Source organism: Thioclava sp. ISO4 (genome assembly GCF_058105145.1).
Window position 1 is genome coordinate 1218348 of the sequence record NZ_CM176571.1, and the last position, 15851, is coordinate 1234198.

Sequence of the window (15851 nt, forward strand, 5' to 3'; positions counted from 1 at the left end):
ACGCAGTTGCCAAAAGCTCCGGCTATCCTCGCTTCCGGAGCGACGCCGCCTGTGTCTCGCGAACTGGCGCAGAGCTTTCGTCCAAAGCCTTCAGGAAGAGCGAGAAGAGCTGCGCCTGAGAGGAGATCGACAGCTTCCGGTAGGCGTTCTTGCGATGGACTTTCACCGTCTCGTCGCTGATCTCGAGATTTGCCCCGATCGCAGTCGTCGAATAGCCACGCAGCACCATCGCGATCACCTCGGTCTCGCGCGGGGTCAGCACCCCTCCGGCAATGCGGTCGAGCAGGACCTGCAGAGGGGGCAGGGCGGTCTCCGCCCTATCGTCGCGCGCCTCGCGCGCTGCCGTGACGCCCCAATGGCCGCGCATCAGGGCCTCGATGACGGGGCCGACCTCGGCGAGACGCGCCCGCTCGCGCGCACTGAAAACCGGCTGGCCGCGTTCTCGGGCGAAGCTGATCACTGCGACCCGCTCCGGCCCGATCGCGGCGAAGATGCCGATCTCGTCGCGAATGCCGGTGCGGCTGTAGTGCTTGGCGTAATATTCCGACTGGAAAAACTTGTCCGGCGCCATCTGCCGAAGGCCGGCCATGCCCGAGCGCCGCCGTTCGGTCTCGGCGTAGAACGGGTCGAGAAGATACGGACCGGTGCAGTAATCCCAGATCACGATCCGCGCGGCTTCGGGAGGCAGATTGTGGTAGAGCGATTGCGGCGTCGCGTTGCCCTCATAGGCAAAGACCATGCAAATCTTGTAGGGAAACAGCGCTTCCGTCGCCCGGTCCAGCGCTCGGGCGAAGTCTTCTGTTCCCATCGCGGTGATCGCATCGGCGATGCGCTCATTCCATCCTGACATCGTTCCCGGTCTCGCTTTGATCCGCAGCACCCCTTGCGGGAGTCGCGGCATACCCCTCGGGGGGTATTGGTCGGCTCAGCCAAGGCTCTAAGCTGAACCGGATTAGGAAAAAATGGAATGCAGCGGAATGCAAGCTGATACCCCCCATCATGTCGATATGCACGAAATGCTCGATCGGATCGGCGCGCAATATGTGCATATCGGGATTTTCGATCAGGACGGGATGTTCCGCGTCAAACGGGTCGCGCGCGCCAAGGCGGAGAAGCTGGCCCAAGGGGGCTACCCGTTCTGCGATGTGCTCTACAATTGGGACAGCGCCGAGGAGACCTATGGGAGCGGCGACTATACCGACGTGCCAGCGCAGCTTTTCCCCGAGACGGTGCGCGCCTGGCCCTTTGAGGGCGATCAGGCGATCTGCATCGCCGATTACGCGATGCCCTTCGGAGAGCGGTCGGGACGAAATCAGTTGATCCGCCAGTTCGAGAAAGCGCGCGACATGGGCTTCTCGGTCCATTCGGCTTTCGAGTTCGAGTTCAACCTGCTCGACGAAGATGCGGCGAGCCTGCGCGAAGGCGGCTATGCCGACCCCAAGCACTATGCGCTGGGCAACAAGACATATTCGCTCGAGACGCTGGCGAATGAGCACGATCTGCTGGATGGGCTCGTGGCGATGATGGAGAGCCTCGGAATCGGTCTCGACGCGCTGCATACGGAACTTGGCCCCGGCTGTCTCGAAGTGCCGCTGAGCCATGCGCCCGGTGTGAAAGCCGCTGACGATGCCGCCTTGTTCAAGAACTTCGCGAAGACCTATTTCCGGCGCCACGGGCTCACCGCCTGTTTCATGTCGAAGCTGAACGAAAACCTCTCGGGGCAGTCCGGGCACCTGCATGTCTCGCTGCGCAACCTGACCGACGATAGCCCCGCCTTCGTCGATCCCGGCGATGCGGACGGGCTGAGCAAGACCGCCCGGCATTTCATCGCTGGATTGGTCGCCTTGATGCCGGAAATGCTCGCGCTGTGCAGCCAGACCGTGAATGCCTATCGCCGGATGGTTCCGGGGATGTGGGCGCCCACGGCGGCCTCCTGGGCGATCCAGAACCGCACGGTCGCGGCGCGGGTGATGAATGACAGCCCCGATGCCACCCGCGTGGAATTCCGTGTGCCGTCGGCAGATACGAACCCGCATCTGGCCCTGGCCATGTGCCTCGGAGCCGGGTTGTGGGGCATCGAGAACGAGCTCAACCCCGGTCCGCCTGCCTCGGGGGACCAGTATCTTCTGGAGCCGTCGCCCGAAACCCGCTTCCCGAGCGATCTCGGCATGGCCGCAGAACGGCTGAACGAAAGCCAGGTCGCCCGAGAGATTTTCGGCGACGTGTTCATCGACAGTTTCGTGCGCGCGCGCCGCCACGAATACGCAACTTTCCTTCGCCATGTGAGCACGTGGGAACGGGAAAGATACCTAGAGGTCGTCTGAAACAAGAAAAGAAAGCTGGCCTTGATCCAACCAACCGGGAGTAAAGAGAGATGACAAAGTCCAAGGGAATACCGATGTTTTCGCCCAATCGCCGAACCTTCCTGCAAGGCATGGGCGCGGCGGGGCTCGCGGGGGCAGGGTTGATGCCGCGAAAGGCTCACGCCGCCACCTCGATGAAATTCATGTGCTGGGAGGGCTATGACAGCCCCGACATCATCAAGCCCTTCGAGGAGGCGAACGACGTTTCGATCTCGATCGACCTCATCACCGACAGCCCCGGCGGTTTCGCCAAGCTCGCAGCCGGCGCATGGCGCGATTTCGACGTCGTCGCCACTGACAGCCCGTGGGTGCAGCGCATGGGGCCGGCCGATATCGGGGAATTCCTCGACGATGCCGAGTTCGCCGATGTCTACGAGAGCTTCTACCCGCAATTCCGCGCCCCCTTCGCGCCGCTGGATTTCGACGGGAAGACGACGGGCCTGCCGACGCGCTGGGGCTGGGTCGGGCCGACCGTCAACACCAAGTATGACAAGCTCGAGAACTGGAGCAGCTACGCTCCTTGTTTCGATCCGGCCTACAAGGACAAGATCTGCGTGCTCGACTGGGGCGACTGGCCGATCATGCCGATGGCGCTCTATGCCGGGATCGATCCCTACAAGGAGCTCGACGATGCCGAGCTCAACGAAATCCGCCTCGTGCTGCGCGCGCTCTTCAAGAACACGCGGGCGATCGTCGGAGACCTGTCGGTCGCGCAGAAAGGCCTGATGGATGGCTCGTTCAGAACCTTGATCGGGGGCGGCACCTACTGCACCTCGGCGCTGCGCAAGGATGGCCAGAAAGAGATCATGTCGATCGTGCCCGAGCCGAAAGACGGCTTGAACCAGGGCATCATCTGGATGGAAGCGGGCGGGATCGTGAAAGACCCCGTCGACGACGCCAAGGCCAAGGCGCTGCTGCGCAACCTGACCTCGGCTGAAGTGGCCGTCAAACTCGCCTGGACGGAAGCGACCTGCAACCTCGTGCCCTCGCAGGAAGCCGAAGCTCTGTTCACCGACGAGCAGAAGGACGTGCTGCAGATGGATTACATGTGGGAGGCCTGGGACAAGTCCCACTTCCACAACGTGGCGCCGAATATCGACCAGATGCTCGAAATCTGGTCTCAGGAACTGGCCGCCGCGCGTTGATCTCCCGATTTGCAAGGGCGGTTTCGCCGCCCTTGCTCCCTTTCTGAGACAGGAAGTCCCCCTTGGTTTCTCCCATCATCAAAGCCACCGGAATCGATAAATACTACGGCACCTATCGCGCGCTGACCGATATCTCATTGGAAGTCGCCAATGGTGAGTTTCTGGCGCTCGTCGGGCCTTCGGGCTGCGGCAAGACCACGTTGCTCAAGATCCTGGCCGGTTTCGAGGACCTGTCGGCAGGCAGCCTCGTGATCGACGGGGAGGATATGACGGAGATCCCCGCCTCGGCCCGACCGACGCGGATGGTGTTCCAGAAGCTCGCGCTTTTCCCGCACAAGACCGTCGCGCAAAATATCGGTTTCCCGCTGCATCTGGCCAAACGCCCGAAGTCTGAGATCGACGCGGCCGTGCGCCGGATGCTGGAGCTGATGCATCTCAAGGAGAGCTACCTCAACCGATACCCGCACGAGCTGTCGGGCGGGGAGCAACAGCGCGTGGCGCTCGCGCGGTCGATGGTGTCGCAGCCGCCGGTGCTGCTCTTGGACGAGCCGATGAGCGCGCTCGATGCGAAGCTCAAGAAATCCCTGCAGGCTGAACTCAAGCACCTGCATCGCCATGTCGGGACGAGCTTCGTCCACGTCACGCATGACCTCGAAGAGGCGATGATGCTCGCCGACCGGATTTGCGTCATGCGCGCGGGGAAGATCGTGCAACTGGGCGAGCCGTCCGAGATTTATTACCGCCCCGCGAATGCTTTCGTCGCCGGGTTCATCGGGGATACCAATCTCCTGCCCGCCAAGGTCACGCGAGAGGGCGATGCATTCCGGTTCGCCTGCGACGTTCTTGACTGCGCAAACCCGATCATTGCCGCCGATCAGGTCGCGCCCGGTGTTGCGGCGGGGGCTGATGCGGCGCTGATGATCCGTCCGGAAATGCTGCGCCTGCTTGCGCAAGGCGAAAGCGCCGACTGCACCATCACCGGGACGGTGAACGAGTTCTTCATCCGGGGCGCGTCGATCCAGTATCGGATCGCGGCGGCTGGAGCAGAGATCGTGATGGATATTCCCGGCACCTCCACCTTGCCGGCGAAACAAGGCGATCCGGTGAAGCTCGGTCTCGCGCTGGGCGACCTGTTCGCCGTGGAGGCGTAAGCGATGGCCGAGATACAGAAAACCTGGCGGGACGGGGCGTTGCGCCTGTCGACCTTGCCGCTCTTGTTGCTGATGGGGCTGTTCTTCGTGATCCCGCTGATCATGACGGCGCTCCTGAGCTTTCAGGGCACGCAATACTACCGGCTCGTCTGGACCTGGGATCTGAAGGTCTGGACCGATGTGTTCAGCCAGGTCCACTACTGGACGATCATGTGGCGCACCTTGATGATGGCGCTGGTCTGCACCGTGCTCTGCACGATCCTCGCGATCCCGATCGCCTATGGCATGCTGCATCGCCTGTCGCGCTGGTCCGACCATATCACCCTGTTGATGGTCTTTGCTTTTCTCACCGACGCGGTTCTGAAGACCTTCGGTTGGGTGCTGTTTCTCGACCGCTCCGGCGTGCTGAACGGCACGCTCGAGGCGATCGGGTTCCCGCCGGCTGCGGTGAACGTGCTCTTCACGCCGAACGCGACAATGATCGGCATGGTCTACAACCTGCTGCCCTACACCATCTTTACCATTGCGCTCTCGATGGCGCGGATCGATGGGGATCTGGTGCTCGCGGCACGCGACGCGGGCGCGTCCCGGCTGCGTGCCTTCATCGAGGTGACCTTGCCGCTTGCCAAGCCCGGCATCTGGGCGGGGGCGGTTCTGGTCTTCGTCCTCAGCCTCGGCGTGTTTCTCGAGCCAAAGGTGATGGGCGGCGGGACCTCTCCGCTTGCGGCGGAACTGATCCGACAGAGTTTCGAGACCCGCGTGAACTGGCCCTTGGGGGCGGCGCTGACGCTCGTGTTGATCGCGATCGGGGCGGCGGCTTTGACGGTGTTCGGAGCGGTCGCGCTCTGGCAGGCGCGGAGGGTGGTAAATGACTGATCGCATGGAAAAGCGAATTGCGGATGTCCTGCTCTATGGATCCGTAATCGCCGCGCTAATTTTCTTCTACATTCCGATCGCCACGCTTGTTCTCTTCTCCTTCACCAAGAGCCGCTTCCTGTCCTGGCCGATCCCCGAATTCTCGACCCGCTGGTATGGCGAGTTGCTGGCGGATCGCGATTTCTGGTCCGCGCTTGGCAACTCGGCGCTTCTCGCCGTGCTCGCGACGGCCTTCGCGACGCTTCTTGGCATCGGGGGCGCCTTCGCCTGGAGTCGCTACAAGTTCCGCTTCCAGTGGGGTTTCCGCATCCTGACCTTCGCGCCGCTCCTGTTTCCGCAGCTTCTGCTGGGCGTCGTGATGCTCTTGTGGTTCTCGGTGCTGGCCGGCTGGCTGAACATGTCGCCCGGGCTTTGGTCCGCGGTGATCGGGCATGTCATCTACATCACGCCCTTCTGCATCGTGATCATCTCGGTGCAGATGCAGGGCTACGACAACACGCTCGACTATGCCGCCGAGGATGCGGGAGCGACCCGCTGGCAGATCCTGCGGGAGATCACGCTTCCCCTGATCTGGCCGGGGATCTTCTCGGCCGCGATCTTCGCTTTCCTGCTGTCTTGGGGGAATTTCTACATCACCTACAGCCTCTCGGGCTCGACGCGCACACTCCCGACCTTCGTCTTCTCGGGGATCGCCGTGGGCTCGTCCCCGATCTACCCGGCCCTCGCCACGCTGACTTTCATCCCCGCCTTGGTATTGATCTTCGCGGTCGACAGGTTGCGCAAACGCGCAGCCCGTCGTCGCCTGAGCGCGATTGCCGAGAGCTGATCACTTCGACAGGACCTTCCCATGAGTGAATTCGATTTTGCGAGTCTTCGGACTCGTTGGAATTTCCCGACGCAAGTCTGGTTCGGAGCCGGACGCCTGTCCGATCTTCCGGCAGGCCTTGCGGAGATCGGCGCGACGGCACCGCTTCTGATCACCGACAGGGGCCTCGCGACCTCTTCGATCGCCACGCAGGCGCTGGAGATCGTGAAAGCTGCCGGCATGGAGCCCGGGTTTTTCCACGATGTTCAGCCGAACCCCACCGTGGGAAATGTCATGGCGGGACGGGAGGTCTTGCGCAAAGGCGGCCATGATTGCGTCATCGCGCTTGGCGGAGGCTCCGCGATGGATGCCGCGAAGGCGGTCGCGATGATGGCGGGGCAAGCGCGCCCGCTGATGGATTTCGAGGATGTCGGCGACAACTTCCGGCGCGTTCAGACCGAGGGCATGGTGCCAGTCATCGCGATTCCGACCACCGCGGGGACGGGCTCCGAATTCGGCAGATCGTCGGTGATCACCGATACCCAGACCCATCGCAAGGTCATCATTTTCCACCCCGAGATGCTGCCGGAACTGGTCATCCTCGATCCAGAGTTGACCGTCGGTCTGCCGCCCACTCTGACGGCCGCAACCGGTATGGATGCGCTCTCGCATGCGCTGGAAGCGCTCTGCGCGCCGGGTTGGCACCCGATGGCCGATGGCTTGGCGCTGACGGCGATGAAGATGATCGACGGGGCTCTCGCGACGGCCTATTGGGAACCCGAAAACCTGGAGGCGCGCTCGAACATGATCGTCGCCTCCGCGATGGCCTGCACGGCCTTGCAAAAGGGGCTCGGTGCGGTTCATGCCTTGGCGCATCCGCTGGGCGCGCGCTACGATGCGCATCACGGAATGCTCAATGCGGTGCTGATGCCCCATGTGCTCCGCTTCAACCTGCCTGCCGTGAGCGAACAGATGGCGACGCTCGCGCATGAATTGCGGCTCGAGGGCGATGATCCCGGCGCGGCGGTTCTTGCCTGGCTCGAGGCGTTGCAGGCGCGCATCGAAATGCCCTCGACGCTGAGCGAGATGGGCGTAAAGGTGAATGACAGTGATATTCCCGATCTGATCGCCGATGCGTTGCGTGATCCGTGCGCCGGAGGAAATCCGACCCCCTTGGATCCGGGGGGTGTGGAGCAAATCTTGCGCGCCGCACGCTGATTGCCGGGCTGCGGCGCAAGCGATACCTTGTCTGTCGAGAATGGAGACAAACATGAAAATCGCGCTCGTCCAGCCGCAGCCGCTTTCTTCTGACCCGGCGCAGATATTGCCGATCATCGAGACATGGGTGAGCGGTGTGGCGTCGCTCGGCGCCGATCTGGTCGTGCTGCCCGAGCTGATCCTGCCCGGCTACAACCGGCCCGAGGAACATCGTGCGCGGGCGCAGCCACTCGGCGGAGAGTGGTGCGCCGCGATGGGCGACATGGCACGGAAATACGGATCCGCGATCTGCTATGGCTGGGCCGAACGGTTGGGCGATGACGTGTTCAACGCGGCGTCCGTGTTCGACAAGAGCGGCGCGCGGGTCGGACACTATCGCAAGATCCAGCTTTTCGGCGAGATGGAGCGTGCCAGCTTTACGTTCGGCGTGGAGCCACCGCCCGTGTTCGATCTGGAGGGCACGCGGACCGGTCTGCTGATTTGCTATGACATCGAGTTTCCCGAATATGCCAGGGCTCTCGCTCGATCCAAGGCCGACCTAATCCTCGTGCCGACAGCGAATCCGGTTGGCTATGATCACGCTCCCGATCTGCTCGTGCGGGCACGCGCGAGCGAGAATGCAGTCACCGTTGTCTATGCGAATTATACCGGACCGGATCGCGAAATCGTCTTTGGTGGCAAGTCTATCATCGCGGGTCCAGACGGACAGGCTGTGGCGCAGGCTGGAAGAGGGCCGACGACGTTGATTGCGGACCTGCCGAGACCCTCGGATTATCCCGGCGAGGCAATCTCGGTTCAATTCAGCGATTTACGTAGCTTTTCCTAGCGGAAGCCCCAGCCTGTGTCTGTGACCCGAAAGATCGCAAAATGAACGTCCTAAACAAGTTCTCAAACTGACCGGTAATGTCCCGTAAGATCGGTCGATCGACCCGTTCGGCACGCCTCGCAAGCGCGTTCCGGTATCTTCATGAAAATGACGGCCCGGGAAAAATCTGTTCGACCCTCCTATAGGCGCTCCCCGCGGAGGATGAAACCAGTCGTGCTTTCGTTGCCTCGCAGGCAAGCTATCTCCCGCTCGCTGCATAAGCCCAGATCCCGACCCATTCCTTGAGCGCGAGATCTAACGTGTCGAGATGACCCGCGAGATCCCAGCCAGTATCTTCGAGAAATTCCTCTGCGCGATAATCGACAGGGTAGGGGATGAGCGCCTCCCATCCGGCTCGCTTAGAGCTCGCCATCGCGCGTCTCATGTGGAAGGCGCTGGTGATGAGCAGCCAGGTCTCATCCGGTTTGGGCTGGGCGAGGTTGTAGCTGAAACGTGCATTCTCGGTGGTGTTGCGTGAGTGGGTCTCGAGAAGCAGCCGGGTCTGCGGAACGCCCGTTTCGCGAAACGCCGCGGCCATGACATCGGCGCCCGGCATGCTCTCTCGGGCAAGCATCCGCACCGCGCGTTCGCGCACTTCAGGGGAAAACTTGTTCGTTGTCTTGCTCATGATGCTCCCTCCTGCTCAAGAGTTGGAGCCTCCGGCAAACTCGGGGCGGTTCAGTAACCTGTTTACACGATATTCGAAAACTTCGAATGTTGCGATTTTTGCGTTTGTTGCGACTGTTGCGATTGTTTCGAATGGCGGATACCCTATATCCAACACGAGAAGAGAGAACCGGAGAGAGAAGATGAACGCCCTCAGAAAAGAGGCGTTCTTTGATCGTTTGCCCGACGAGGTCGAGATCAAGAACGCCGAACAGCTCAGAACGATGGTCGCTTCCCAGATCAAGGAAGGCGAACCGACGAAGCTGTCGCTTGCCCTGGAAGGCGGCGAAGTCCGAACCGTGACGCTTGCGCCTGCCTTGACGGCTTCGCTGCTCGAGGTGCTGCGGCTCGTGTCAAGCGGTCGCGGCTTTCGGATGATCCCCGTCGAGTCAGAGCTGACCACGCAGCAGGCGGCGGATCTTCTCAATGTGTCCCGTCCGTTCCTGGTGAAGCTTCTCGAGGAAGGCGAGATTCCGTTTGCAAAGACCGGCCGTCATCGCCGGGTTCGTGCCGACGATCTCTTTGCCTACAAAGAGAAGCGTGACGCATCTCGCTCGGGCGCATTGAGCGACCTTGCCGCCATGGATGCGGAAGACGGTCTTGTATGAGCCGATACGCTGATCGGTTTAGCCACCTCTATGAGTTCAGGGCCGGCGGCGTCGGCTGGGGCGTGCCAGATCCAGATGGGTTTTACGAGGGCCCGATGCCGGCCAGTAAGACCAACCTACTTGATGTGCTCGAAGATGTGGGAACCAAGACCATTCATTACATCTACGACTTTGGCGACAACTGGCACCACGTAATCAAGGTCGAGAAAATCGATGATGCCATCCCGGGTGCCGTATATCCGCGCCTTGTCAGGGCCATCGGGGCTTGCCCGCCGGAAAATATCGGTGGCTCTCCCGGTTACGCGGACTTCCTGGACGCCATTGCCGATCCGCAACATGAAGCCCACGCAGACATGTTGGAATGGCATGGCGCAAAGTTCGATCCTGATGAGGCAGATATCGGCCGTATCCTCGAGAATTTCGAACGCCTCGCCCGTAAATGGTCACCAAAGCCTCGGAAATCCAAAGCTTCTACCAAGCAGATCTGATCAAAAGCGAACGCCCGCGGTCTTCGCCGAATGCCCACCTTGTATCTCCTATCAGTATCCTCTCAGTAATCCGTCTCCTGCCTGTTATCCCAAAGGCGGAGAATTTCGATCTGGGTCGGCATTACGCGATATATCAGCAAGAACGGTGTCCGAGGAATCGAGAGCTCTCGCACAGCGCGCCCTGAATCGCTGGGGTGTCCCGCATAAGGATTGGCGGCCAGCGTCTGCTGGATGGCTTTCAGGCTCGCGCGGGCCTTCAAGCTACCTTCTGGAAAAACCGATTGATAGTAATGGCGAAACCACTGGATGTCCTGGGCCGCCTCTTCAAGAAAGACGATCTTCATGCGCTGTCGGGCGTGATGTCCGGTTTCGGGGAAGGGAGCTCATCTCCCGTGTCCCATGAATCGATCCAGGCGTTCATCGCTTCGGCGGAAATGAAAGCTCCCTCTTCGGCACGCGCCAAAGCGTTGTCTATGGCGGCCCGCTTGGCGGCCTTGGCGTCCAGCATGGATCGAATGGCGCGCACTGCGAGCTGGGCAGGCGAACGGTCTTCGATTTCCGCTTCGCGTTCGAGAGATTTTCTCAGCTCGTCGTCAAGACGGATGGAGTATGGCGAGCTGCCCATGGTTTGCTCTTTCGATTGCGGCGTCATACATCGTAATACATCCCTCATGGAAAGCAAGATTTGATCAGATAGGCGCTCGAAAGTGGGTTCAATGCGTGATGACTGCGAGCGAATAGGGCTTTTCGCTTGAGTGACCTAATGTCTCGAAAAACCTTCGAGCAGATGAACCTCCCCCACCAATCCTGTAGGTTGGAAGGGGGGAGGTTCATAGCTTGCCGCGGGGCCAGGGGAACCATATTTTCCTACACAAAGTAATATAGCGTGTAGGAATGCCTGATGGAGTATCTCCCGGTCCCGATCCACACTGCCTATCATGAGCTGATGCAGAGGTTCCGGGCCCGGCCACCCCTCTCCGTCCCTGGGTCCATCATGCGGATCGAGAAGTCCGGTCGGGGCTATTGGGTGTCGAGGCGCCGCATCGGGGACCGAGTCGTGGAGAAAACGATCGGCCCTGAAACGCCGGAGGTCCTGGCGACCGTCGCGGCGGCGCGCGCCGAGCGGGAGGTCTAAGACGGTTGGCGAAAGAAGAACGCGACCCTAGTGTCGATGCTGAAGGCCGCCGGGATCCTCTCGCTCGATGTTAACACCGGGAAGGTCCTCTCCTCCTTGTCTCGGGTCGGATTCTTCGAGATCGGCGGGATCCTCGGGGGGGGCTTTAACATCTTCCATTTGACTTATGCTTTTCGCATCATATATCATCTTTATGATGAAGAAGCTTGTAAGTATTGGCGAGGCCGCGAAGGCCCTGGGCGTGACACCGCTCACCTTGCGCAGATGGGATGAGAGCGGCAAGCTCAAACCCGACCTCGTAACCGAGGGTGGGCGGCGCCGCTATGACCTCGCCAAACTTCAGCCGGAGCTCCATCGGCAGCAGGATAACGCTGCTCGGCGCACGGTTGCCTACGCACGCGTTTCCTCCCATGACCAGAAACCTGACCTGGAGCGCCAGGCGCAGCTTCTCGAGGCCTATTGCGCCGGGCAGGGCTGGACCTACGAGGTGCTCACCGATCTCGGCTCTGGCATGAACTATCGCAAGAAGGGCCTCAAGCGCCTACTCGAAGACATTGTCGAGGATCGCGTCGGGCGACTGGTCATCACTCACAAGGATCGTTTGCTGCGCTTCGGCGCCGAGCTCGTCTTCGCGATCTGTGAGGCGAAGAACGTCGAGGTCGTAATCCTGAACCAGGGCGAAGACACCAGCTTCGAAGAGGATCTTGCCCGGGACGTGCTTGAGATCGTCACGGTCTTCAGCGCGCGGCTCTACGGTGCGCGCTCCCGCAAGAATGCGAAATTGATCGCCGACATCAAGGCCGCGGCTGAAGGAGGCGATGATGGCGCTTGATGGAGCAGCGATCTCTACCCGGATCATGACAGTTCACCGCATCGCCCTCGATGTAGACAAGGCGCAGGACGCACTGTTTGCGCAATGCGCCGGCATCGCCCGGTTCAGCTGGAACTGGGCTCTCGACCGATGGAAATCCCAATATACCGCGCATTGCGAAAACAATTCCCTGCCCAAGCCTTCCGAGGCTGCGCTGCGACGCGAACTCAATGCCATCAAGCGGGCTGAATGCCCCTGGATGCTGCATGCGCCCAAAGCGGTTCCACAGCAGGCGATCAAGAATCTTGGTGCCGCGTTCAAGGGTTTCTTCGAGGGGCGCTCTCGCTATCCCAACTTCAAAGCAAAAGACCTCTGTCGTGAGAGCTTTCGGCCGGACAATGGCCCCGGGACATTCCGTGTCGAAGGGCGACGCCTGAAACTGCCGCGCATTGGCTGGGTGTCTATGCGGGAGGCCCTGCGCTTTGGTTCCGAAATGAATCCAACCTTGAAATCCGTCACCATCTCGCGGGAGGCGGGCCGGTGGTTCGCGGCGATTGCGGTTGAGATCGATCACAGCTTTGCGCCTCGTCCCAAGGGATCAGTTCTCGGGGTCGACCTGGGGATTACCGATCTGGCCACCTTGAGCGACGGCCGCAAGTTCTCCGGCCCGAAATCCTTGGGTCGCAACCTGAAGCGGCTGGCGCGGCTACAGAGATCTCATGCGCGAAAACAAAAGGGTGGAAAGAACCGTGCCCGCTCTCGCGCCCGGATTGCAAAACTCCATGCACGTATCCGCAATATCCGCCAGGACGGGTTGCACAAGCTCACGACCAAGCTGTCGCGTGAAGCCGGCACAGTGGTCATCGAAGACCTCAATGTTCGGGGCATGATGGCGAACCGGCATCTTGCCCGCGCCATTTCCGATATGGGGTTTTTCGAGTTCCGTTGGCAGCTGAGCTACAAGCTCGCGCGCCTTGGTGGCACTCTTGTTGCCGCCGACAGGTTCTTTGCGTCCAGCAAGACCTGTTCGGCATGTCACACCAAAGCGGAGGTTCTTCCGCTCTCGGTCCGCTCCTGGACCTGCGCCAACTGCGGCGCGCAGCACGATCGCGACATCAATGCGGCGATCAACCTCAAGAATTTGGCCGGTAGCGAGGACCTCAAAGTCCGTCCGGTGTCAGCTTGTGGAGTGGAAGGCTCTGGCGGCGGGACTGATCCTGTCGTGAAACCGGCCATGATGAAGCAGGAAAATGGACCTGATCAGGAAAGATCAGGTCCATGAAAGCGGTATGACCTCTGAACAGGATGAACCTCCCCCACCAAGCCCGTAGGTTGGAAGAGGCTTGTGGTGGGGCCTTTTGGTGACGCAGCTCGGACGCGCCGCCGTGGCGGGAACTCTGTCGATCATGGATGACAAAGACGGCGGCAAACCGCAGAGTTGCCGACCTTTCGGATCTTCGTTTCGATCACTACATGGGTCCTTGGATATACCTAAAAATATACGCGCCGCGCCACGAGCGGCAAGCTGTTCAATACTCACCCGGAGGGTCTGGGTTGGCGCGATGCCTGTTTCGCGAAAGGCGGCGGCCGTGACTTCAGCGCCGGGCATACTCTCTCTTTCCAGATCGCGCAAAGCGCCGCTGCCGCCAGAGAGCAGGATCCTGGCGTCTGGAAAGCGATGCGCTTCAGTCAAGGAAACAACGTGAAAAAAAACTGCAGGAAGCGGTTCGGTTTCCGAGCCGCCTGGTGTGAAAAGTTCCTCTTCTAAAAAGTTATCCCTAGTAGGTCTGCCAGTCCAAACTCTCTCCGATGCGGAGCCTGGAAATTTCCTGAATTTTTTCGACCGGAATTTTCAGGTCGGCGAGGGACACTGGGTCCCATGAAAGATCTTGCAAACCCTCCCGCCGATCCGGCGCGCTCCAATCCTCGGGCCGCGTCGACCCGTCTGCAAACCTGCACTCTCTCGAAAGCGAAAGCTCAGCGCGCCCATGACTATCGGCTGGGGCATATCCCGGCCTATGTCGATCAGGAGAAGCTGGGCGATAGGGGACTACCTACTTCCATCCGGCCCGCTCAAAGCTCGCCATCGTGCATTCTCGGAAAGCGCGAATCTCGCAGAGGAGCAGGGCCCGCTCGATCGCATTTCCCATTCGATACGGCATCTCGCCCTGCGGAAACGAGCGAAAGCCGGGCGACGAAACCCTCTTGCCGGTCGATAGCCCAGGGCGGCTGCCGTCTGGCCCGGCAGCGCTAAGAGCCATCTATCCCGCAGTCAACGTAGCGCGATCTCGACCGGGGCGGAGCGCGCCTCGATCTCTTTCGCGGCGTCGAAGAGCACGTCTTCGCGGAACCTCTCTGCCACCATTTGGATACCGAGCGGCGCGCCTTCGGGCGTGGCCCCAGTTGCCAGCGAAAGCGCCGGCAGCCCGGTGATTGGCAGGCCCACCATCGCGTTCTGTGCGTCCCAGACGCGGCGGAAATCAGCATCGCTCCCCAGGTCGAGATTGTCGGCGAAGGGCAGTTCTGAACTCGGCGGCAGCAGCACCAGCGGGTAGCGCTCGAGGAAGAGCGCCCATTCCCGCGCGATTTCGGCCCGGCGGATCAGCGCGCGCGGGATCGCATCGGGGGCGAGGGAGCGGATGAACTCGGCCTGGCCTTCCAGCACGCGAAGCGCACCCGGATCACCCTCGGCTTGCGCCGCCGCAAGCTTGCCGGGATAGTCGTGGCTCAGCCAAAGCGTGACCTGCATCCGCGCGGCCTCGGCGATCGGCGGCAGCGCGTCGAGCTCGTCCACGATCCAGCCAGCGGCGCGAAGTTTCTCGGCGGATTGCAGGAGGCTCTGTTCCAGCGCGGGATCGGTCTGCGCGCCATCGGGCCGCAGGCAAAGCGCCGCGCGCCGATCCACCGCAGGCCCGTGCAGCGGCGCGGGCACCGACCAGATGTCGCGCGGATCGGGCTTGGCCATCGCGGTGAAAGCGAGCCGCAGATCCCCGACCGAGCGCGCGAGCGGCCCGGAAGTCGCCATCAGCTGCCCGCCGATATCGCGCTCCGCCCCGCTGGAATTATGCGCCGCGATACGCCCGAAGCTCGGCCGCAACCCATGCACACCGCAGGCATAGGCCGGGTAGCGGACCGAGCCCGCGATATCCGTGCCATGCGCGATCGCTCCGATCCCGGCCGCAACCGCAGCGCCAGCACCGCCCGACGATCCGCCCGGCGTCAGGTCCTTGCGCCGCGGGTTGTAGGTGTGCCCGTGTAGCAGGTTGTTGGTGAACCAGCGATAGCTGAAAGCGGGCGTGTTGGAGCGCCCGAGGCTGACCGCCCCCGCGCCCAGCAGGTTCGCAACCACCGGGTTGTCGGTCTTCGCGATAAGATCCTTCTGCGAGGTCAGCCCGTTCGTCGTCGCATAGCCGCGCTGGTCCACGATCACCTTGATCGTCACCGGCACCCCGGCCAGCGGCCCCGGATCCTCGCCGCGCGCGATACGGGCATCGACCGCCTCTGCCGCGGCCAGCGTCTCCTCGGGTCGGCATTCGACGACGGCGTTGATCGCGGGATTCACCGCCTCAAGCCGTGAAAGTCCGGCCTGCGCCACCTCGCGGGCACTGACCTGACGCGACCGCACGAGGGCCGCGATTTGCGTGGCGCCCAGCGACCAGAGAGCGGGTTCGGCGGTGTCGTTCATTTCGGAAACTCCAGTCTTGAAAAATAGGGCATCGG

16 protein-coding genes are annotated in these 15851 nt (G+C 61.6%); 11 read left to right on the plus strand and 5 right to left on the minus strand.

Features of this window, described 5'->3' with window-relative positions; genetic code table 11:
* Window positions 1-22: 22 nt before the first annotated feature.
* On the minus strand, window positions 23-850 hold the full coding sequence (locus tag AC2TZ7_RS06170; RefSeq protein WP_489866252.1) for a helix-turn-helix transcriptional regulator: 828 nt from the start codon (window positions 848-850) through the stop codon (window positions 23-25).
* 127 nt (window positions 851-977) lie between these two features.
* Between AC2TZ7_RS06170 and AC2TZ7_RS06175 the strand changes: the two genes are divergently transcribed.
* The 7 genes from AC2TZ7_RS06175 (at window position 978) to AC2TZ7_RS06205 (ending at window position 8384) form a co-directional block, all read left to right on the plus strand.
* A complete protein-coding gene (locus AC2TZ7_RS06175) occupies window positions 978-2324 on the plus strand; it encodes a glutamine synthetase family protein (protein WP_489866253.1) in 1347 nt (448 codons plus the stop codon).
* Window positions 2325-2398: 74 nt separating this feature from the next.
* Entirely contained in the window at window positions 2399-3508 is a 1110-nt protein-coding gene (locus tag AC2TZ7_RS06180; RefSeq protein WP_489866254.1) for an ABC transporter substrate-binding protein, read from the plus strand.
* A 62-nt stretch (window positions 3509-3570) separates the two neighbouring features.
* Window positions 3571-4659 (plus strand): ABC transporter ATP-binding protein, encoded by a 1089-nt coding sequence (locus AC2TZ7_RS06185; RefSeq protein ID WP_489866255.1) that lies wholly within the window; start codon window positions 3571-3573, stop codon window positions 4657-4659.
* Between the two features lie 3 nt (window positions 4660-4662).
* A complete protein-coding gene (locus tag AC2TZ7_RS06190) occupies window positions 4663-5535 on the plus strand; it encodes an ABC transporter permease (RefSeq protein WP_489866256.1) in 873 nt (290 codons plus the stop codon).
* Entirely contained in the window at window positions 5528-6361 is an 834-nt protein-coding gene (locus tag AC2TZ7_RS06195; protein ID WP_489866257.1) for an ABC transporter permease, read from the plus strand. The genes AC2TZ7_RS06190 and AC2TZ7_RS06195 overlap by 8 nt, the downstream gene beginning before the upstream one ends.
* 21 nt (window positions 6362-6382) lie before the next feature.
* Entirely contained in the window at window positions 6383-7558 is a 1176-nt protein-coding gene (locus tag AC2TZ7_RS06200) for an iron-containing alcohol dehydrogenase (protein WP_489866258.1), read from the plus strand.
* Window positions 7559-7610: 52 nt separating this feature from the next.
* A complete protein-coding gene (locus AC2TZ7_RS06205) occupies window positions 7611-8384 on the plus strand; it encodes a carbon-nitrogen hydrolase family protein (RefSeq protein WP_489866259.1) in 774 nt (257 codons plus the stop codon).
* Between the two features lie 238 nt (window positions 8385-8622).
* Here the strand turns inward: AC2TZ7_RS06205 and AC2TZ7_RS06210 are convergent, their stop codons facing one another.
* Window positions 8623-9051 carry a YdcF family protein gene (locus AC2TZ7_RS06210; RefSeq protein WP_489866260.1) on the minus strand — a complete coding sequence of 143 codons (429 nt, stop codon included), beginning with the start codon at window positions 9049-9051 and terminating at the stop codon, window positions 8623-8625.
* Window positions 9052-9232: 181 nt separating this feature from the next.
* Between AC2TZ7_RS06210 and AC2TZ7_RS06215 the strand changes: the two genes are divergently transcribed.
* Window positions 9233-9697 (plus strand): helix-turn-helix domain-containing protein, encoded by a 465-nt coding sequence (locus AC2TZ7_RS06215; RefSeq protein ID WP_489866261.1) that lies wholly within the window; start codon window positions 9233-9235, stop codon window positions 9695-9697.
* Window positions 9694-10185: a plasmid pRiA4b ORF-3 family protein gene (locus AC2TZ7_RS06220; RefSeq protein WP_489866262.1), complete on the plus strand. Its 492-nt coding sequence runs from the start codon at window positions 9694-9696 to the stop codon at window positions 10183-10185. Before AC2TZ7_RS06215 ends, AC2TZ7_RS06220 begins: the two co-directional genes overlap by 4 nt.
* Before the next feature lie 62 nt (window positions 10186-10247).
* Here the strand turns inward: AC2TZ7_RS06220 and AC2TZ7_RS06225 are convergent, their stop codons facing one another.
* Window positions 10248-10529 carry a type II toxin-antitoxin system RelE/ParE family toxin gene (locus AC2TZ7_RS06225; RefSeq protein WP_489866263.1) on the minus strand — a complete coding sequence of 94 codons (282 nt, stop codon included), beginning with the start codon at window positions 10527-10529 and terminating at the stop codon, window positions 10248-10250.
* Window positions 10526-10837 (minus strand): CopG family ribbon-helix-helix protein, encoded by a 312-nt coding sequence (locus tag AC2TZ7_RS06230; RefSeq protein WP_489866264.1) that lies wholly within the window; start codon window positions 10835-10837, stop codon window positions 10526-10528. Before AC2TZ7_RS06230 ends, AC2TZ7_RS06225 begins: the two co-directional genes overlap by 4 nt.
* Before the next feature lie 679 nt (window positions 10838-11516).
* Here AC2TZ7_RS06230 and AC2TZ7_RS06235 point away from each other — a divergent pair.
* Window positions 11517-12152 (plus strand): IS607 family transposase, encoded by a 636-nt coding sequence (locus AC2TZ7_RS06235; protein WP_489866790.1) that lies wholly within the window; start codon window positions 11517-11519, stop codon window positions 12150-12152.
* Complete coding sequence (locus tag AC2TZ7_RS06240) at window positions 12142-13413, plus strand: RNA-guided endonuclease InsQ/TnpB family protein (RefSeq protein WP_489866265.1); 1272 nt, start codon at window positions 12142-12144, stop codon at window positions 13411-13413. The genes AC2TZ7_RS06235 and AC2TZ7_RS06240 overlap by 11 nt, the downstream gene beginning before the upstream one ends.
* Before the next feature lie 990 nt (window positions 13414-14403).
* Here AC2TZ7_RS06240 and AC2TZ7_RS06245 read toward each other — a convergent pair.
* A complete protein-coding gene (locus tag AC2TZ7_RS06245; protein ID WP_489866266.1) occupies window positions 14404-15816 on the minus strand; it encodes an amidase family protein in 1413 nt (470 codons plus the stop codon).
* Between the last annotated feature and the right edge of the window lie 35 nt (window positions 15817-15851).